This is a genomic window from Micromonospora sediminimaris, assembly GCF_016863575.1.
GTDB lineage: Bacteria > Actinomycetota > Actinomycetes > Mycobacteriales > Micromonosporaceae > Micromonospora > Micromonospora sediminimaris.
In genome coordinates this window covers 1-18,054 of record NZ_BOPD01000042.1, presented here as the reverse complement: position 1 = coordinate 18,054, position 18,054 = coordinate 1, and the positions used below count along the sequence as shown (strand labels likewise).

The 18,054-nt window shown below is 71.9% G+C and carries 19 protein-coding genes; 10 read left to right on the top strand and 9 right to left on the bottom strand.

The window, feature by feature from the left end:
• Positions 1–32 precede the first annotated feature (32 nt).
• Positions 33–416: a WhiB family transcriptional regulator gene (locus Vse01_RS26265; protein WP_093405453.1), complete on the top strand. Its 384-nt coding sequence runs from the start codon at positions 33–35 to the stop codon at positions 414–416.
• A gap of 111 nt (positions 417–527) precedes the next feature.
• On the opposite strand, the gene Vse01_RS26260 is transcribed toward Vse01_RS26265, so the two are convergent.
• The 3 genes from Vse01_RS26260 to groES all read right to left on the bottom strand — a co-directional run bounded on the left by Vse01_RS26260 (position 528) and on the right by groES (position 4,379).
• Positions 528–2,141, bottom strand: a complete 1,614-nt coding sequence (locus tag Vse01_RS26260) for a sulfite oxidase (protein ID WP_093404928.1) — start codon at positions 2,139–2,141, stop codon at positions 528–530.
• 203 nt (positions 2,142–2,344) lie between these two features.
• On the bottom strand, positions 2,345–3,994 hold the full coding sequence (gene groL / locus Vse01_RS26255) for a chaperonin GroEL (RefSeq protein ID WP_093404925.1): 1,650 nt from the start codon (positions 3,992–3,994) through the stop codon (positions 2,345–2,347).
• Positions 3,995–4,070: 76 nt separating this feature from the next.
• Positions 4,071–4,379, bottom strand: coding sequence for a co-chaperone GroES (groES, locus tag Vse01_RS26250; RefSeq protein WP_498070723.1), 309 nt, complete (start codon positions 4,377–4,379; stop codon positions 4,071–4,073).
• Between the two features lie 366 nt (positions 4,380–4,745).
• On the opposite strand from groES, the gene Vse01_RS26245 reads away from it, so the two are divergent.
• Complete coding sequence (locus Vse01_RS26245; protein ID WP_093404923.1) at positions 4,746–5,546, top strand: helix-turn-helix domain-containing protein; 801 nt, start codon at positions 4,746–4,748, stop codon at positions 5,544–5,546.
• Positions 5,537–5,728 carry a DUF397 domain-containing protein gene (locus Vse01_RS26240; protein ID WP_093404920.1) on the top strand — a complete coding sequence of 64 codons (192 nt, stop codon included), beginning with the start codon at positions 5,537–5,539 and terminating at the stop codon, positions 5,726–5,728. Before Vse01_RS26245 ends, Vse01_RS26240 begins: the two co-directional genes overlap by 10 nt.
• A 204-nt stretch (positions 5,729–5,932) precedes the next feature.
• Here the strand turns inward: Vse01_RS26240 and Vse01_RS26235 are convergent, their stop codons facing one another.
• Positions 5,933–7,117: a THUMP-like domain-containing protein gene (locus Vse01_RS26235; protein WP_093404918.1), complete on the bottom strand. Its 1,185-nt coding sequence runs from the start codon at positions 7,115–7,117 to the stop codon at positions 5,933–5,935.
• 172 nt (positions 7,118–7,289) lie between these two features.
• Here Vse01_RS26235 and ybaK point away from each other — a divergent pair, with 172 nt between their 5' ends.
• The 7 genes from ybaK to Vse01_RS26200 all read left to right on the top strand — a co-directional run bounded on the left by ybaK (position 7,290) and on the right by Vse01_RS26200 (position 15,035).
• Positions 7,290–7,769 (top strand): Cys-tRNA(Pro) deacylase, encoded by a 480-nt coding sequence (gene ybaK / locus Vse01_RS26230; RefSeq protein ID WP_093404915.1) that lies wholly within the window; start codon positions 7,290–7,292, stop codon positions 7,767–7,769.
• A 211-nt stretch (positions 7,770–7,980) separates the two neighbouring features.
• Complete coding sequence (locus Vse01_RS26225) at positions 7,981–9,075, top strand: sugar ABC transporter substrate-binding protein (RefSeq protein ID WP_093404913.1); 1,095 nt, start codon at positions 7,981–7,983, stop codon at positions 9,073–9,075.
• A gap of 103 nt (positions 9,076–9,178) precedes the next feature.
• Positions 9,179–9,997, top strand: a complete 819-nt coding sequence (locus tag Vse01_RS26220) for an ATP-binding cassette domain-containing protein (protein WP_093404911.1) — start codon at positions 9,179–9,181, stop codon at positions 9,995–9,997.
• Positions 9,994–11,253, top strand: coding sequence for a sugar ABC transporter permease (locus tag Vse01_RS26215; protein ID WP_093404909.1), 1,260 nt, complete (start codon positions 9,994–9,996; stop codon positions 11,251–11,253). The genes Vse01_RS26220 and Vse01_RS26215 overlap by 4 nt, the downstream gene beginning before the upstream one ends.
• A gap of 28 nt (positions 11,254–11,281) precedes the next feature.
• Positions 11,282–12,463, top strand: coding sequence for an ROK family transcriptional regulator (locus Vse01_RS26210; RefSeq protein ID WP_093404906.1), 1,182 nt, complete (start codon positions 11,282–11,284; stop codon positions 12,461–12,463).
• 142 nt (positions 12,464–12,605) lie between these two features.
• Positions 12,606–13,343 carry a DUF4142 domain-containing protein gene (locus tag Vse01_RS26205; RefSeq protein WP_093404904.1) on the top strand — a complete coding sequence of 246 codons (738 nt, stop codon included), beginning with the start codon at positions 12,606–12,608 and terminating at the stop codon, positions 13,341–13,343.
• An 18-nt stretch (positions 13,344–13,361) separates the two neighbouring features.
• Positions 13,362–15,035, top strand: a complete 1,674-nt coding sequence (locus tag Vse01_RS26200) for a copper resistance CopC/CopD family protein (protein ID WP_093404901.1) — start codon at positions 13,362–13,364, stop codon at positions 15,033–15,035.
• Between the two features lie 21 nt (positions 15,036–15,056).
• Here Vse01_RS26200 and Vse01_RS26195 read toward each other — a convergent pair whose 3' ends face one another.
• From Vse01_RS26195 to Vse01_RS26175, 5 genes are all read right to left on the bottom strand, one after another.
• On the bottom strand, positions 15,057–15,311 hold the full coding sequence (locus tag Vse01_RS26195; RefSeq protein WP_093404899.1) for a hypothetical protein: 255 nt from the start codon (positions 15,309–15,311) through the stop codon (positions 15,057–15,059).
• 13 nt (positions 15,312–15,324) lie between these two features.
• Entirely contained in the window at positions 15,325–16,371 is a 1,047-nt protein-coding gene (gene tsaD / locus Vse01_RS26190; RefSeq protein WP_093404896.1) for a tRNA (adenosine(37)-N6)-threonylcarbamoyltransferase complex transferase subunit TsaD, read from the bottom strand.
• 7 nt (positions 16,372–16,378) lie between these two features.
• Positions 16,379–16,822: a ribosomal protein S18-alanine N-acetyltransferase gene (gene rimI / locus Vse01_RS26185; protein ID WP_093405449.1), complete on the bottom strand. Its 444-nt coding sequence runs from the start codon at positions 16,820–16,822 to the stop codon at positions 16,379–16,381.
• Positions 16,823–16,827: 5 nt separating this feature from the next.
• Positions 16,828–17,505 (bottom strand): tRNA (adenosine(37)-N6)-threonylcarbamoyltransferase complex dimerization subunit type 1 TsaB, encoded by a 678-nt coding sequence (tsaB, locus tag Vse01_RS26180; RefSeq protein WP_093405451.1) that lies wholly within the window; start codon positions 17,503–17,505, stop codon positions 16,828–16,830.
• Positions 17,506–17,664: 159 nt separating this feature from the next.
• Positions 17,665–18,054: RICIN domain-containing protein (locus Vse01_RS26175; RefSeq protein ID WP_204019266.1), on the bottom strand; the 390-nt coding region annotated here is incomplete at its 5' end.

Sequence of the window (18,054 nt, the reverse complement as noted above, 5' to 3'; positions counted from 1 at the left end):
TCTCGCGGTGCCGCGCGAGAGGAGGGGTGCTGATGTCGAACGTACGTAGACTGCCCGGACCCATCATCGACCTCTGGGACTGGCAGCGGCTCGGTGCCTGCCGGGGCCGCGACAGCGCCCAGTTCTTCCATCCCGACGGTGAGCGCGGCTCGTCCCGGCTCCGCCGGGAATCCTCCGCCAAGGCCGTCTGCCGTGCCTGCCCGGTCCGCGCCGAGTGTGCCGCGCACGCCCTGGCGGTACGCGAGCCGTACGGCGTCTGGGGTGGCTTCAGCGAGTCCGAGCGGCTGCGACTGCTCGCGGTCGGCTGGGAGGATCTCGCCGACCGCCGCCAGACCCGCGTCGACATCAACCGCCTGGAGGCCCGGCTGGGCAGCTCGCACCGGTCGACGGTGCCCATCCAGCGCAACGTCGCCTGACCAGACCCGCACCACCGACGCCGCGTCCCGACCAGAGGGACGCGGCGTCGCGCTGTCCGCACACTCCCGCCACTCCCGGCCGGTACCGGAGCGCCGGCACCGCGGGACCTATCAGGTGACGGTGAGTGTGACGGAGTGCCAGCCGGTCGCACCGTCGGGGGCGACGTCCTGCCGTTGGGCGGTCTGGGTCTCGCCGGTGCTGTCCGTCGCCCGCACCTGGAGGGTGTGCTCGCCCGGGGTCGCCGGCCACTGCCACGACCACTGCACCCAGGTGTCCACCGAGACGGTCGGCGCCAGTTGGGCCTGCTGCCAGGGCCCTTCGTCGACGCGTACCTCGACACGGTCGATGCCCCGGTGCTGCGCCCAGGCGACGCCCGCGACCGTGACCGGGCCGGCGGCCGGTCGGTTGCGCGGGCGGGGCGTGTCGATCCGCGACTGCGTCTTGATCGGACCCTGCGCCGACCACCCCCGGGGCACCCAGTACGCGTCGAAGTCCGCGAAGCTGGTCAGCTCCAGCTCGGTGATCCACTTGCAGGCCGACACGTAGCCGTACAGGCCCGGCACCACCATCCGGACCGGGAAGCCGTGCTGCACCGGCAGTGGCTCGCCGTTCATGCCGACCGCGAGCAGCGCGTCCCGCCCGTCGCGCAGCGCGGCCGTCGGGGTGCCGCAGGTCCAACCGTCGACCGAACGCCCGACCACCTGGTCGGCGCCGTCCAACGGCCCCACCTCGTCGAGCAGATCCCGGATCGGCACGCCGAGCCAGCGCGCGTTGCCGATCAGGTCGCCGCCGACCTCGTTGGAGACGCAGGCCAGCGTGACGTACCGCTCCACCATGGGCCGGGCGAGCAGATCGGCGTAGCTCAGCGTGACCGGGTTGCGGACCCGGCCGTGAATGCGCAACTGCCAGGTCGCGGGATCGACCTGCGGCACCACGAGCGCGGTGTCGATCCGGTAGAAGCCGCGGTTCGACGTGACGTAACTGGCCAGCCCGGGCTGGGCCAGGTCAGCGCCGGCCGGCACCGGCGGTGCGGCGGAGACCGGGGCCGGCAGCGTGATCGCCTCGCGGGCGGCCGACACGCCCTGACGGCCGGCCAACCACCGCCCCGCCACTCCCCCGACGGCAGCCACCCCGAGCACGGTCCCGACCCCGGTGAGGAACCGCCGCCGCGAGTCCGGGTCGACCCCCCGCCCCGGACCTGCGGGGCCCGATGGGCCGCCGGCGGCCGGCGGGCTTCCCGGGACCGACGGACTGCCGGCTGGCGTCGGTGGGGACCAGGGCCAGGGGTCGAGTTCCAGCGGGCCGGCGACGAACGCCCACAGCGCCACCCCGCCGACCGCCGCTCCGAGCAGCGACGGGAGCACGTCGGCGGCGTCCGCGCCGGCCCGGGTCAGGGCCGCCGCCGCGCCGATCCCGCCGAAGACGACGATGCCGGCCAGGCCCACCGTCAGCCGCCGGGCGGCCAGCATGCCGATCAGGGCGGCGAAGCCGCCGAGCAGCAGCGCCGTGCCGACCAGCAGGGCGATCTTGTCGTACGTGCCGAAGACCTCGATGCCGAACCGCTTGACCGGCTCGGGGGCGGTGTCCACGACGAGACCGCCGACCGCGACGAGCGGGGACGACCGGGGGCCGGTCAGGGCGGCAACCACTTCGGCGGTGCCGATGGCCGTCGCAGCGGCGGCGATGCCGGCCAGGGCCGCGAACCGGGGTGTCGTGCTGCTCACCCGCCCAGTGTTTCCCACCGGGCACCGGTCCGGTAGCGCCGTCGGCGTTCCGTAACCTCTCGTCACCGCGCACCGGCCCGGAACCGGGTCCGACGTCCCGAGGGGTCCGCCTCCGCCGCCGGCTCCGGCGCATGACCGTCCCACTCACGCGCGTGGGGCGCACCGTCGTCGACGGTGCGCCCCACGTCCGGCGTACGGCAGGCTCAGAAGCCCGGGCCGTGCTGGTGGCTGTGACCGTGGCCATGCGAGTGGCCGTGGCCACCCGAGGCGGGCTCCGGCTCAGCCGGCTTCTCCACCACGAGGCTCTCGGTGGTGAGCAGCAGACCGGCGATCGACGCGGCGTTGGTCACCGCGTTGCGGGTCACCTTGACCGGGTCGATGATGCCGGCCTTGGTCAGGTCGACGTACTCGCCGACGGCGGCGTCGAGGCCGTGGCCCCAGTCGCTGCCGGCGACCTTCTGCACGACGACGTAGCCGTCGTGGCCGGCGTTCTGGGCGATCCAGCGCAGCGGCTCGACAAGCGCCTTACGCACGATCGACACGCCGACCTTCTCGTCGCCGGTGAAGCCGAGGTCGTCGTCGAGCACCGACAGGATCTGCGCCAGGGCGGCGCCTCCGCCGGGCACCGTACCCTCCTCGACCGCGGCCTTGGTCGCGGCGATGGCGTCCTCGATGCGGTGCTTGCGCTCCTTCATCTCGACCTCGGTGGCCGCGCCGACCTTGACCACCGCGACACCGCCGGAGAGCTTGGCCAGCCGCTCGGCGAGCTTCTCCCGGTCCCACTCGGAGTCCGAGGCCTCGATCTCCTTGCGGATCTGCGCGACCCGGTCGGTCACCTCGCTGGCCTGGCCGCCGCCCTCGACGATCGTGGTGTTCTCCTTGTCGACCACGATGCGCCGGGCGCTGCCCAGCACCTCCAGGCCGACCTGGTCGAGCTTGTAACCCAGTTCCGGGGCGACCAGCTCGGCGCCGGTGAGGATCGCCATGTCCTGGAGCATCGCCTTGCGGCGGTCGCCGAAACCGGGCGCCTTGACCGCGCAGACCTTGATGGTCTTGCGGATGGCGTTGACCACCAGGGTGGACAGCGCCTGACCCTCGACGTCCTCGGCGATGATGAGCAGCGGCTTGTTGTTCTGGAGAACCTTCTCCAGCAGCGGCAGCAGCTCCTCGATCGCGGAGATCTTCTGCGTGGTGATCAGGATGTACGCGTCCTCCAGGACGGACTCCTGCGACTCCGCGTCGGTGACGAAGTTCGGCGAGATGAAGCCCTTGTCGAACTGGAGGCCCTCGGTGACGTCCAGCTCGGTGTGCAGGGCGGAGCCTTCCTCGACGGTGATCACACCGTCGCGGCCGACCTTCTCCATCGCCTCGGCGATCAGCTCGCCGATGGTGGCGTCCTGCGCCGAGATCGTCGCCACGTGCGCGACCGACTTCTTGTCGGAGACCTCGACGGCCTTGCCGAGCAGCGCCTCGGAGACCTTGGTGGCAGCGGCGTCGATGCCCCGCTTGAGGCCGGCCGGGTTGGCGCCCGCGGTGACGTTGCGCAGGCCCTCGCGGACCATGGCCTGGGCGAGCACGGTCGCGGTGGTGGTCCCGTCGCCGGCGACGTCGTTGGTCTTGGTCGCCACCTCCTTGACCAGTTGCGCGCCGAGGTTCTCGTACGGGTTGGTGAGCTCGATCTCCTTGGCGATGGTCACGCCATCGTTGGTGATCGTCGGCGCACCGAATTTCTTGTCGAGGACGACGTTGCGCCCGCGCGGCCCGAGGGTGACCTTGACCGCGTCAGCGAGCGCGTTGACACCGTGCTCCAGCAGGTGCCGGGCGTCGTCCGAGAAGCTCAGGATCTTCGCCATGAATGTCCCTTCGAAGCGACGTCGCCCCGGCCCGGCGAGCCGGACCGGGGCAACGACACTGATCGGTCTGTCTTACTTACTTCTCGATGACCGCGAGGACGTCGCGGGCGGAGAGCACCAGGTACTCCTCGCCGGCGTACTTGACCTCGGTGCCGCCGTACTTCGAGTAGAGAACGGTGTCGCCGACGGAGACGTCGATCGGCACGCGGTTGCCCTTGTCGTCGATCCGGCCCGGGCCGACAGCGAGGACGGTGCCCTCCTGCGGCTTCTCCTTGGCGGTGTCGGGGATCACGATGCCCGAGGCGGTGGTGGTCTCGGCCTCGTTCGCCTGGACCACGATGCGGTCCTCGAGCGGCTTGATCGCAACCTTGGTCGCGGTAGTCACGGGCATACCCTCCTGGGGTACTTGGTTTCGTTGCCGATCGGCATGCCGACCGGCGTCAATCTGCCACATGCCACCGGGCGGGGCCGTCGTCGCGGGTGCCGGTCCGCCTGGCGTTCAACCCCCGGACACCAGGGCCCGAAGGTTGGCACCCTCAGGGTGAGAGTGCTAATCGCAGGTTATTCCTCGGCTAGCACTCCGTCAAGGAGAGTGCCAATCCGCCACCCTCGTGTCGCCGCCCCTCCGCCACTTTTTACCCACTCTTCCGGCGTCGTTCGCCAGCGTTTACCGCAACACGCCGACAGTCTCTTCCCCGCCCAACGACCGCCCCTTACTCTCCGGCGCGACCACGTCACGGAGGGCAGACACATGGCGGACGTACCAACCCTGGGGTTCCTGCGCGACCAGTTGCGCCGGGCGCGCAAGGTGCGCGGGCTCAGCCAGGAGGAGCTGAGCAAGATGATCAACTACTCGACCTCGGCAGTGAGCGCGATGGAGATCGGCCCGAACCAGCTCAGCGCCGACTACCTGGCCCGGTTCGACAAGGTGCTGGAGACCGGTGGCCTCTTCGTCGGGATGCTGGAGCTGATCCGGCTGCACGCCGAGCCGGACTGGTTCCGGCCGTGGGGCGAGATCGAGCGGGAGGCGGTCGCGCTGCGCTGGTACGACCCGGCGGTGGTGCCGGGCCTGCTCCAGACCGAGGCGTACGCGCGGGCGATGCTCCGGGCCGGTCCACCGCTTACCGACGAGCAGATCGAGAAGCGGGTGCTGGCCCGGATGGCCCGGCAGGAGGTGCTCGCCCGCGAGGAGCCCCCGCAGCTCGTGGCGGTGCTCGACGAGCAGGTGTTGCGCCGGCAGGTCGGCGAGCGCGCGACCATGCGCGAGCAACTGGAACACCTGCTGGCCGTCAGTGACCGCCCGCATGTCCAGGTGCGGATCATCCCGGCCGAGACCCCGTGGTACGTCGGACTCAACGGCCCCTTCGTGTTGGCCCGGCTGGCCGACGGCACCGAGGTGGCGCACCTGGACAACCAGCTCCGGGGGCACACAGTGGACAGCCCGAACGACCTTGCCGCCCTGGGGCGACACTGGGAGACTGTGGCCGGTGAGGCGCTGCCACACCGGCAGTCCGCCCGCCTGATCGAGGAAGTGGCGAAGTCATGGACCTGACCCGTGCCGCCTGGCGCAAGTCCTCCCGCAGCAACAGCAACGGCGGCGCCTGCGTCGAGGTCGCCGACAACCTGCCCGGCGTGGTCGCCGTACGCGACAGCAAGGACCCGGCCGGCCCGGCGCTCGCCTTCACCCCCGCTGCCTGGCGCGCCTTCATCGCCCCCCACGCCCCCACCCGCTGACCAACCCCGACCCGGCGCTCCCCCTTCTGCGCCGACCCGGCCCCCGTCCCCACCCCGGCTGGGCTCGCCATGCGGTCGCGCGCCCTCCCGCGCTGGGGTCCGCGAGTTGCGGCATGACGCGGCCTCCCGCCGAGCTGACAGCCCAGGATGCCGCAACCCGCGCCCGCCGGCTGCACATGAGCGGCCCGGCCAGCGGGGCGGGGTTCAGGCCACCGGGCGGCAGACCAGGACCGTCGGGGCGGTGGCGACCCGGGTGAGCACCAGGCTCGCCGGCTGGTCGCCGCTTAGCCGCAGGTCGCGCCGGAGCCGCTCGGGCTCCAGCGCGGAGCCGCGCTTGAGGATCTCCACCCGGCCGACCCGCCGTTCCCGCAGCAGCGCCCGCAGCCGCTTGAGGGAGAACGGCAGCACGTCGGTCACTTCCAGGCAGCGGGCGTACGGCGTGCGCCGGGCCGTGTCGGCGTAGAGGTAGGCGATGGTCGGGTCGGCGAGGGTGGCGTCCAGGTCGGCAGCCAACTCGGCGATCAGGTGTGCGCGCACCACCGCCGGATCGGGGTCGTACACGAAGCGCCGCACCGCCCCGACCGGCGCCTCGTGGGTGCCCGACCCCGCGAGCTGGTGCACCGACTCGCCGGTCAGCACGGTCGCGCGGCGGGAGACCTCGGCCAGTTCGCCGCACCAGAGGGCTGCCTCGACCAGGTCGCCTTCCACGCTCACCCACTCCGCCTCCGCGCCGGGCGGGATCAGCGCGTGGTCGATCCCCGGCGCGACCTTCACCACCGTGCGCGGCACCCGGTCGGCCAGGCCGGTCACGAAGTCCCACGGCGGCGAGTACGAGTTCGGGTCGAAGATCCGGCGACCGGTGCCGGCTCGGCGTCGGGCCGGGTCGCAGAAGACCGCCTCGACCCCTGTCACGTCGAACGCCGTCGCGTCGCCACACTCGACGGTGACCAGGTCGGCCAGCCCAGCGGCCTGGACGTTCGCCTCGGCCAGCGCAGCGGTGAGCGGGTCGGCTTCCACCGCGTACACCCGGATGCCGGCGCGGGCGGCGGCGAGCGCGTCGGCGCCCAGCCCGCAGCCCAGGTCGGCAAGTGTGCGCACCCCGGCGGCGCGCAGCCGCCGGGCCCGCCGGTCGGCGACGACCCGCCGGGTGGCCTGTTCCAGCCCCGGCCGGGTGAAGAACATGCCGGCCGCCGCCGGCCCGAACTTGCCGGTCGCCCGGCGGCGCAGCTCGGCCTGGGTCAGCGCCGCCGCCGCGAGCCCGCCGGGCACCCCGGCAGAGCGCAGCGCCACCGCCGCGGCCAGCGGATCACCGCCGGCCACCCCGGCCGCCGCGTCGAGCGCGGCCGACCCCTCGGGCGTACGCAACGCGGCGAACTGCTCCAGATCCACCCGCCTATTCTTCCGCCCCGCCCCCACCTGCCCGCCCGAGGCCCAGGCCGGCCTCTCGCCGGGCATGCCGGTCACGACTTGCGGCATCCTGGGCCCTCAACGTCGGCCGGAAGGCGCGACTTGCGGCATGTTGGCGCCCTGCGGGCAGCGGCCCGGGTTTACGTTGGCGGGCATGGCGGGACGTGGCACCCCGGCGACCGCGCTGCTGACCAAGCGGAAGGTCGACCATCGCACCCATCCGTACGACGTCTCGCCTGATGAGCCCAACTATGGCGCGCTGGTCGCCGCCGCCCTGGCGGTGGCGCCGGAGCGCGTCTTCAAGACCCTGGTCACCGAGGTCGACGGGGCGCTGACGGTGGCGGTGGTGCCGGTCACCGGCGATCTCGACCTCAAGGCGCTCGCGGCAGCCGTGGGCGGCAAGCGGGCCACGTTGGCCGAGCGGGCGACGGCCGAGCGGGCCACCGGTTACGTACGCGGCGGGATCAGCCCACTGGGCCAGCGGCGACGGCTGCCCACGGTCCTCGACGTCTCCGCCCTGAAGCATCCGACGGTGTACGTCTCGGCCGGCCGCCGGGGGCTCCAGGTGGAGCTGGCCCCGGCCGACCTGGCCGCCCTCACCGACGCCCGGTTCGCCCCGCTTTCGCGCCCCTGACCCGACCCGTATCCGCCGACCGGCGACCCGGACACCAGGGTCCTCGCAGGCACGGTGGCGGCGAGGTGTCGCTGGCGTTGCTGAATTGTTACCGCCGACAACAAACTCGTGACCGGCCCACCCTTGTGCTGGCGTGTGGCGCGGAATACGTTGCCGGACACAACAAAACAAAACACCGACACCCTTCCCCACCCTCGAAAGGACCCTGCACATGCGCAAGGGCTTCCTCGCCGTCGGCACCGTGGGCCTGCTGGCCCTCGGCAGCCTGACGGCCTGTGGCGACGAGTCCGGCGGCGACCAGGCCGGCTCCGACGTGACCCCGAAGATCGGCGTGATCCTGCCGGACAGCAAGTCCTCCGCCCGTTGGGAGGGCGCTGACCGCAAGTTCCTCCAGGCCGCGTTCGAAGCTGCCGGCGTCGAATACGACATCCAGAACGCGCAGGGCGACAAGACCCAGTTCCAGACCATCGCCGACCAGATGATCACGAGCGGCGTCACCGCGCTGATGATCGTGAACCTGGACTCCGGCACCGGCAAGGCCGTCCTCGACAAGGCCAAGTCGCAGGGCGTCGCCACCATCGACTACGACCGCCTCACCCTCGGCGGCTCGGCGGAGTACTACGTCAGCTTCGACAACGAGGCCGTCGGCAAGCTCCAGGGCGAGGGCCTGGCCAAGTGCCTGACCGACCAGAAGGCGGAGAAGCCGGTCGTGGCGTACCTGAACGGGTCGCCGACCGACAACAACGCCACCCTGTTCAAGAACGGCTACGACTCGATCCTCAAGCCCAAGTTCGACGCCAACGAGTACGTCAAGGGCCCGGACCAGTCCGTGCCGGACTGGGACAACGCCCAGGCCGCCACGATCTTCGAGCAGATGCTCACCCAGACCGGCGGCAAGATCGACGGCGTGCTGGCCGCGAACGACGGCCTCGGCAACGCCGCCATCTCGGTGCTGAAGAAGAACAAGCTCAACGGCAAGGTTCCGGTGACCGGCCAGGACGCCACCACGCAGGGCCTGCAGAACATCCTCGCCGGTGACCAGTGCATGACCGTCTACAAGGCCGTCAAGCAGGAGGCCGACGCCGCCGCCGAGCTGGCCATCGCGCTGGCCAAGGGCGAGCGCAAGGAGACCGGCCAGACCGTCAAGGACCCCGAGGGCAACCGTGACGTCCCCGCCGTCCTGCTCACCCCGCAGGCGATCTACAAGGAGAACGTCAAGGACGTCATCGCCGACGGTTTCGTGACCAAGGAAGAGGTCTGCACCGGCAACTTCGCCGCGCTCTGCACCGAAGCGGGCATCAGCTGACCTCACCCGCCTAGGCGGCGCCGCCCGGCACGGTAACCCCGTGCCGGGCGGCGTGCCGCCGCTGGACGGGCCCCGATCTCCCTCCGTGACAAAGGAGAACCCCGTGTCCGCGACCCCTCTGCTGGAGCTACGCGGGATCGACAAGAGTTTCGGTCCCGTCCAGGTTCTACGCGATGTCGCCTTCGCCGCCTACCCGGGCGAGGTCACCGCGCTCGTCGGTGACAACGGCGCCGGCAAGTCGACCCTGGTCAAGTGCATCAGCGGCATCTACCCGACCGACGCCGGGCAGTTCGTCTTCGACGGCCGGCCGGTGAACATCCACAGCCCACGCGACGCCGCAGCGCTCGGCATCGAGGTCGTCTACCAGGACCTCGCGCTCTGCGACAACCTCGACATCGTGCAGAACATGTTCCTCGGCCGCGAGAAGCGCAGCGGCATCGTCCTCGACGAGCCGACGATGGAACAGATGGCGGCCGACACCCTCGCCGGGCTCTCCGTACGCACCGTCAAGTCGCTGCGCCAGCTCGTCTCCAGCCTCTCCGGCGGCCAGCGTCAGACGGTGGCGATCGCCAAGGCCGTGCTCTGGAACAGCAAGCTGGTGATCCTGGACGAGCCGACCGCCGCGCTCGGCGTCGCGCAGACCGCCCAGGTGCTCGAACTGGTCCGCCGGCTGGCCGACAACGGTCTGGCCGTCGTGCTCATCTCGCACAACATGAACGACGTCTTCGCCGTCTCCGACCGGATCGCCGCGCTCTACCTCGGCCAGATGGTCGCTCAGGTGAAGACCACCGACATCACTCATGCGCAGGTGGTCGAGCTGATCACCGCCGGTCGCTCCGGCGGGCTCGGACTCACCGGCGAACCGGCCACCAACGGCAACGGCGCGGCGCCGGCCGGCAGCACCACGGGAGGCGTCTCATGAGCACCACCGCCGTCAAGCAGGAGGGGCCGGCCGCAGTCACGTCGACGCCCTCCGTCGGCAGCCACGTCCGCGACTACTGGCGACGGGTACGCGGTGGCGACATCGGCGCCCTCCCCGCCGTCCTCGGCCTGCTCGTCCTCTGCACGGTCTTCTCGATCCTGCGGCCCTCGTTCCTCAGCGCCGGGAACTTCGCCAACCTGTTCACCCAGGGCGCGGCGGTCACCCTGATCGCGATGGGTCTGGTCTTCGTCCTGCTGCTGGGTGAGATCGACCTGTCGGCCGGCTTCGCCAGCGGCGTCTGCGCGGCGGTGCTGGCAAACGTGGTCACCGTGCTCGGCTATCCCTGGTACGTCGCGGTGGCCGCCGCCGTGCTCACCGGCATGGTGATCGGTACGATCCTCGGCCTTCTGGTCGCCAAGATCGGAATTCCGTCCTTCGTGGTCACCCTGGCCGGCTTCCTGGCCTTCCAGGGCGTGGTGCTGCTGCTGATGGAGGAAGGCCGCAACATCTCGGTGCGCGACTCGGTGCTGGTGGCGATCGCCAACCGCAACCTGCCGCCGCTGCTCGGCTGGGCGCTCGCCGCCGTGGCCGTCGCCGGGTACGCCGCCGTCCAGCTGCTGCGCTACCGCAACCGCGCCGCACGTGGCCTGGTCACCGACCCGATGGCGGTGGTGCTCGCCCGGATCGGCGGGCTGGCCGTCATCCTCGGCCTCGCGGTCTACATGCTCAACCTGGAGCGCAGCCGCAACGTGCTGATCAGCTCGCTCAAGGGCGTGCCGATCGTGGTGCCGATCATCGCCGTGCTGCTCATCATCGGCACCTTCGTGCTCCATCGCACCAGCTACGGGCGGCACATCTACGCGGTCGGCGGCAACAAGGAAGCCGCTCGCCGGGCCGGCATCAACGTGGACCGGATCCGCATCTCGGTCTTCGTCATCTGCTCCACCATGGCCGCCGTCGGCGGCATCGTCGCCGCCAGCCGGGCCAACTCCGTCGACCCGAACACCGGCGGCAGCAACGTGCTGCTCTACGCCGTGGGCGCGGCCGTGATCGGTGGCACCAGCCTTTTCGGCGGCAAGGGCCGGGTGCTGGACGCGGTGCTCGGTGGCGCGGTGGTCGCGGTGATCGACAACGGCATGGGTCTGATGGGTTACAGCTCGGGCGTCAAGTACGTGGTCACCGGCGTGGTGCTGCTCCTGGCGGCCAGCGTCGACGCGCTGTCGCGCCGACGAGCCGCCGCCAGCGGCAGCCGCTGATCCGCTGCACCGAAGGTAGTCACAACCGATGCGCGTGGGACCGAGCCAGGACGAGATTCGTCGGCAGAATCTCGGTGCCCTGTTGCGCTACGTGCACGTGCACGGTGCCACCACGCGTGCGGAACTGACCACCGCACTGGGGTTGAACCGGAGCACAATCGGCGCGCTCACCGCCGACCTCGCCGCGGCCGGCCTGGTGACTGAGGGGGCGCCGAAGGAAACCGGCCGGGCCGGACGACCGTCGCTTGTCGTCCGGCCCGAGTCGGACCGGGTCTTCGCGTACGCGTACAGCATCGAGGTGGACCGGCTGCGGGCCGCGCGGGTCGGGCTCGGCGGCGCGGTGCTCGACCGCCGGGAGCTGGACCGCCCACGCGGTCTCACCGCGGCGGAGGCCGCTCCACTGCTGGCCGGCGCGGTCAAGGAGATGCGGCAGGCGATGCCGGAGGACGCCGTCTGCGTCGGTGCCGGGGTGGCGGTCTGCGGGATGGTCCGCCGCGACGACGGCCTGGTCCGGCTCGGACCCACCACCGGATGGGTGGACGAACCGATCGGCACCGCGCTCGGCACCGAACTCGGGGTCGACGTGCCGGTCACCGTCGGGAACGTGGCCGACGTGGCGGCCTTCGCCGAGCACGCCCGTGGCGCGGCGGCGGGCTGCGACAACGTCATCTACCTCTACGGCGACGTCGGCGTCGGTGCCGGGATCATCGCCGCAGGCCGGCGGCTGACCGGGCACGGCGGTTACAGCGGCGAGGTGGGGCACATGGTGGTGGTCCGCGACGGGGCCCGCTGCGAGTGCGGCAACCGGGGCTGCTGGGAGACCGAGATCGGCGAGCACGGGCTGCTCCGGGCCGCCGGTCGCTCCGACGCCCGGGGCCGGGAGGCGATGCTGGCGGTCTTCGACGCCGCCGACCGCGGCGACGCCCAGGCCCAGATCGCGGTACGCCAGGCCGGTGACTGGCTCGGCTTCGGCGTCGCCAACCTGGTCAACATCTTCAACCCGGAAATGGTCATCTTCGGCGGCACCATGCGCGACCTCTATCTGGCCGCCGCCGCCCAGGTGCGCAGCCGGCTCAACTCCAACGGGCTGCCGGCCTGCCTTGAGCACGTCCGGTTGCGTACGCCGAAGCTCGGTGAGGACGCTCCCCTGGTCGGCGCGGCCGAACTCGCCTTCGACCGGCTGCTGGCCGACCCGCTCGACGTCAACTGATCTCCAGTTCCGTATTTCGCGAGCCGGTTTCGCCAACCGATGAACTGATCGGCCGAACAATCCGTACCAGGTTGCGGACGGCCGACGGGGTGCGGACGTCCATCGCTCAACGATCGTTCTCGTCCGAGGAGGCGTCGCAGACATGGCACCGCTGGATTCCGCTCGTCGCCGGCAGGGCAACCGGTCCCGTCGCTTGGCGGTGCTGCTCACCACGATCGTCGCAGCCCTCGTCGTCCTGCCCGGTGTGGCCCTGGCCGCGCCCGCCGCTCAGCAACTCGCCGCCGCCGACCAGGCCCTGCTCGACGGGGTGCGGCTGGCCGGGCTCTGGGAGATGCCAGCCGGGCAGATGGCCGCCGAAAAGGGCAGCTCGCAGGTGGTCCGCGAGGTGGGCGCCGAAATCGCCCGGCAGCACGAGGAGCTCGACCGGATCACCGTGGAGGCGGCCAACAAGCTGAGCGCCGTCATCCCCAACGCGCCGACCGCCGAGCAGCAGGGCTGGCTCACCGAGATGAAGGACGCCCGTGGCGCCCGCTTCGACCAGATCTTCGTCACCCGACTCCGGGTCGCCCACGGCAAGATCTTCCCGGTGATCGGCGCGGTCCGGGCCAGCACCCGCAACGAGGTGATCCGGGACCTGGCCAACTCGGCCAACACGTTCGTCGGTGACCACATGCGGATGTTGGAGAGCACCGGCCTGGTCCGGTACGCCGAACTGCCGCCCGCCGCGCTGCCGGCCCCCGGCAACGACGGACTGCTCGCCGCCGCGCAGGCCAACACCGGCCCGCAGATCGGGGTCAGCAACACGCTCATCTGGGCGATCTTCCTCGGTGCCCTCGGCACCGGCGGCTTCCTCACGTACCGCATGTTCCGTCGCAGCTGACCGCTGCCACCCGCTTCGATGACCGTTCGTACCCGAGCCGCTGCCCTGCTCGGGCTGGTCCTCACCGCACTGTGCGCCGCCCTGGGCCCCGCCGGCCCAGCGGCGGCGCACGCCGTGGTGGTAGCCACCACCCCGCAGCGCGACGAGGTGCTCGGGTACGCGCCGCGCGAGGTGCTGGTGACCTTCAGCGAGACCATCGCCGTGGTCCCCGGCCGGGTGCAGGTCCTCGCCCCGGACGGCAAGCGGATAAACGTCGGCGAACCTGAGGTCCGGGACCGGACCATCCGGATCGCCCTGCGGCCCTCGGACCGTCCACTCGGCACCTACCTGGTCAGCTACCGCGTCATCTCGGCGGACAGTCACCCGGTCGCGGGCAGCTTCACCTTCGCCGCCGGGGCACCGTCGGCGACCCCGCCCGAGCCGGCCCTGGCGGAGTCCGAGTCACCGGCCGGGGTGCTGGTGCCGGCCGCCAAGTACCTCGGGTATCTCGGGCTGCTCCTGGCAGTCGGCCCGCCGCTGCTCGTGGCCACCATGTGGCCCCGCCGTCGCTCCCGTCGGGCTGCCACGGCCACCGCGCTGTGCGGGCTCGGCCTCGTCGCCGCCGGCACGCTCGGCACCTGGGTCGGACAGGCGGCCCAGGTGGTCGGCGCGCCGGTCGGCCAGCTCTCCCCGGCCGACCTGCGGGCCGTGGCGGACAGCGACGTCGGAGTGGTGCTGGCCGCCCGGCTGGCGCTGGTCGGCTTGGCGGCGGCCCTGCTGCTGGCGGTGCTGCGGGGCGCTGGTGAGCGCTCGTCAACAGGTCGGGGCCTCGCCAGCCGGGTACGCGGTGCGGCACTGGCGGCGATCGGCCTGGCCGGGTTCGTCACCTGGCCACTGGCCGGGCATCCGGTCGCCTCGCCGTTGCCGCCGGTGAGCATCGCGCTGGGCACCCTGCACATCGCCGGGGTGACCGCCTGGTTGGGTGGACTGTTCGCGCTTACCGTGTTCCTGCTGCGAGGCGCGCACGAGCGGGTGCTCGCCCGGATCCTGCCGGCCTGGTCCCGGCTGGCCACCCTCGCGGTGGCCTGGCTGGTCGCCGCCGGGCTCGGGCAGGCCGTGATCGAACTCGGCCGCCTCTCGGCTCTGTGGGGCAGCACCTACGGCCGCCTGCTGCTGGCCAAGGCGGCACTGCTGGCCGGGGTGCTGGCGGTGGCGGCCGGGCAACGCCGGTTGATCAGGCGGCGGGTCGCTGCGACCCGGCCCCGCTGGATCGCTCGGGCGGCCGGCGTGGAACTCGCCGTGACGGCGGTGGTGCTGGCGCTGACGGCGGTGCTGGTGCAGACACCGCCGGGCCGTTCCGTCGGTACGGCGGCCGACGGGGTGAACCGGGAGGGTGTCGCGCAGTCGCTCACCACCGACCTGTTCACCCTGCAGTTCGACATCTACCCGGCGGTCGCCGGCACCGCGAACAGCCTGCACGCGTACGTCTACACGCCGCAGGCGAAGGAGTTGCCGGTGGCGGAGTGGACGGTCACCGCCGCCCTGCCGGAGGCCGGCATCGAGCCGATCACCGTCGAGGTCTTCGCGCTGGAACCGCACCACGGCAGCGCCGAGATCCACTTCCCGGTCGCCGGTGACTGGACGTTGCGGGTCAGCGCCCGGACCAGCGAGATCGACCGTTCCACCGCCACCACCACGGTGACCATCCGCTGACCCGCCCTGGCCTGGGTGGCCTCAGCGGTCGACCTGGGTGAAGTCCCAGGAGTGCGGCTGCCGGGCGAGCAGCATCACCGGCGGGTCGGGCAGCGGTCGAGGGCTGCTGCGCCATTTGGAGATCACCACGACCCGGTGGTCGGTGGAGGAGAAGACCTCGCTGGACACGTGCAGCGGGTCGTGCTCGAACTCGGGCAGCGCGCTGTCGCAGACCCAGGTGACCAGGTCGGCGAGCGCGTACGGCTCCGCCCGCGCCTCCCACATCCGTACGATCACGTCGCCGTCCTCCTCAGACGCCGACAGTGGTCAGCGGCATGGCCGAATCCGCGGGCAGATCGAGCCGGCTGGGCGCGACACCCGAGGCGACCAGGTGCGAGCCGAGGGCCGCCACCATCGCGCCGTTGTCCGTGCAGAGGCCGGGCCGGGGCACGCGGACCCTGATGCCGTGCCGGGCCGCCCGCTGCTCGGCCATCGCCCGCAACCGTGAGTTGGCCGCCACTCCCCCGCCGATCACCAGGGTCGGCACGCCCCGGCTACGGCAGGCGTCCAGCGCCTTGTTCACCAGCACGTCGCAGACCGCCTCCTGGAAGGACGCGGCGACGTCCGCGACCGGAACCGGTTCGCCGGCCCGCTGGCGAGCCTCCACCCACCGCGCCACCGCGGTCTTCAACCCGGAGAAGGAGAAGTCGTGGCGGTGCGCGACGAGATCCTTGGCGGCGGTCAGTCCACGCGGGAAGGCGATCGCCGCCGGGTCACCGGCCCGGGCCTCCCGGTCGATGTACGGCCCACCGGGGAACGGCAGACCGAGCAGGCGGGCCACCTTGTCGAACGCCTCGCCGGCCGCATCGTCGATGGTGGCGCCCAACGGGGTCACGCCCCGGGCCAGGTCGTCGACCAGGAGCAGCGACGAATGACCACCGGAGACCAGCAGCGCGATCGCCGGTTCGGGCAGCGGACCGTGCTCCAGCGTGTCCACCGCGACGTGCGCGGCGAGATGGTTGACGCCGTAGACCGGTTTCTCCGCGGCGATCGCGTACCCCTTGGCGGCGGCCACCCCGACCAGCAGCGCCCCGGCCAGGCCCGGCCCGGCGGTGACCGCGATCGCATCCACGTCGGCGAGCGTCACCCCAGCCTCGGTGAGTGCCCGCTGCATGGTCGGCACGATGGCCTCCAGGTGCGCCCGGCTGGCCACCTCCGGCACCACCCCACCGAATCGGGCATGCTGGTCCACACTGGACGCGAGCGCGTCGGCGAGCAACGTGTGGCCGCGTACGACACCGACGCCGGTCTCGTCGCACGAGGTCTCGATGCCGAGGATCAGTGGTTCGTCAGCCATGGATTTCTCAGTCCTGGGTGCGCTGCATCACCAGCGCGTCGGTGTTGCTCGGTTGGTAGTAGCCGCGCCGTACGCCGATCGGCTCGAACCCGTACGTCGCGTAGAGCCGTTGGGCCGGGGCGTTGTCGGCGGCGACCTCCAGCAGCACGGCGCGTACGCCGAGCCGACCGGCCTCGGCGAGCAGCGCCTCCAGCAGCAGTTTGCCGATCCCCCGGCGCTGCGCCTCCCGCCGGACCGCGATGTTCTGCACCCACGCCTCGTCGGGCGGTGCGACGGCGAGCCCGGCGTAGCCGAGCACCCCGCCGTCGTCGTCGGTGACCACCCGGTAGAAATGCCCGTGGGACAACTCGTTCCAGAACATCGCCGCGGACCACTGCTCGGCACCGAAGAGATCCGCCTCGATCGGCAGCACCTCGTCGATGTGCCACCAGCGGAACCGGGCCGGCCGCAACCGGCTCACGGCAGCACCGGCTTGCGCGCGGTGGCGGCCACCGCGTCCGGTCGGCGCAGGTAGAGCGGGGTGAGCGGGTCACCGCTCGCGCCGGCCCGGATCCGCTCGGCGGCCAGGGTGGCCAGCGCGCCCGCGTCCGGATAGCGGGGTTCGGCCCGCAGCGGCAGGCCCAGCACCTCGGCGTAGCGATGGGCACCGTCACCGACGGCGGCGGTCGCGCCCAGTTCCCGGGCCCGATCGGCGGCCACCGCCGGAGCGCCGACCTCCGGCCCGACGAGACGCCCGCCCGCGCCGTCGTAGACCGCCCAGTAGATCTCCCGCCGGCGCGCGTCGCTCGCCGCCAGCACCGGCTCGCCGGCCGCCGCCGGGTGCCCGATCGCGTCGAGCGAGCAGACACCGTACGCGGGAATGCCGAGCACCTGCGACATGGTGGCGGCGGTGACCAGGCCCACCCGCAGCCCGGTGAACGGGCCGGGGCCGAGCCCGGCGACGATCGCGTGCAGGTCGGCGGGACGGGCGTCCGCGTCGGCGAGCACCGCGTCGACCTGCGGGGCGAGCAGTTCGCCGTGCGCCCGCGCGTCGACGGTGCACCGGTGCGCCCGGGTCGTGACGCCACTCGCGGTGACCTCGACGAGCGCCGCGGTCACCGCCGGGGTCGAGCTGTCCACCACCAGTACGAGCACAATGACCCAGCCTAGCCGCATCGCCTCCGGCCCTTGAACGCCCGCCCGCCATCGCCGCGAGTCGTAGCGCTCGGGCGCACCACGCCCATGACGATGAGCGGAGACAGGGGCCAGGCCCGTGAGCGCCTGGCCCCTGTCCGATGGATCAGTTGCGATGGATCAGTTGCGGCGGCTCCACTGCTGGTTTGCTCCACCCCAGCAGCTGTACAGCTGGATTCTCGCGCCGTTACCGCTGCCACCGGCGTCGAGGCACAACCCCGACTGCACTCCGGTGATCGTGCCGTTGGAGTTCATGTTCCACTGCTGGTTCGCACCGCCGTGGCAGTCGTAGATGATCACCGCTGTGCCGTTGCTGGTGCCCGAATTCGAGGCGTCCAGGCACTTGCCGTTCACCGTGAGCTGCCTGCTCGAGGTGTGGGTGAACCGCTGGTTCGAGCCACCCCAGCAGTCGTACAACTGGATCTGGGTGCCGTTGCTGGTGCTGGAGTTCGGCACGTCCAGGCACCGGCCGGACTGCTGACCGACGATCATCTGGCCGGAACCGCCACT

Coding starts and splice junctions, on each gene's coding strand:
- Vse01_RS26265 (WP_093405453.1), top strand. CDS start 33: ATGTCGAACGTACGTAGACTGCCCGGACCCATCATCGACCTCTGGGAC.
- groL (WP_093404925.1), bottom strand. CDS start 3,994: ATGGCGAAGATCCTGAGCTTCTCGGACGACGCCCGGCACCTGCTGGAG.
- Vse01_RS26245 (WP_093404923.1), top strand. CDS start 4,746: ATGGCGGACGTACCAACCCTGGGGTTCCTGCGCGACCAGTTGCGCCGG.
- Vse01_RS26240 (WP_093404920.1), top strand. CDS start 5,537: ATGGACCTGACCCGTGCCGCCTGGCGCAAGTCCTCCCGCAGCAACAGC.
- ybaK (WP_093404915.1), top strand. CDS start 7,290: ATGGCGGGACGTGGCACCCCGGCGACCGCGCTGCTGACCAAGCGGAAG.
- Vse01_RS26225 (WP_093404913.1), top strand. CDS start 7,981: ATGCGCAAGGGCTTCCTCGCCGTCGGCACCGTGGGCCTGCTGGCCCTC.
- Vse01_RS26215 (WP_093404909.1), top strand. CDS start 9,994: ATGAGCACCACCGCCGTCAAGCAGGAGGGGCCGGCCGCAGTCACGTCG.
- Vse01_RS26210 (WP_093404906.1), top strand. CDS start 11,282: ATGCGCGTGGGACCGAGCCAGGACGAGATTCGTCGGCAGAATCTCGGT.
- Vse01_RS26205 (WP_093404904.1), top strand. CDS start 12,606: ATGGCACCGCTGGATTCCGCTCGTCGCCGGCAGGGCAACCGGTCCCGT.
- Vse01_RS26200 (WP_093404901.1), top strand. CDS start 13,362: ATGACCGTTCGTACCCGAGCCGCTGCCCTGCTCGGGCTGGTCCTCACC.
- tsaD (WP_093404896.1), bottom strand. CDS start 16,371: ATGGCTGACGAACCACTGATCCTCGGCATCGAGACCTCGTGCGACGAG.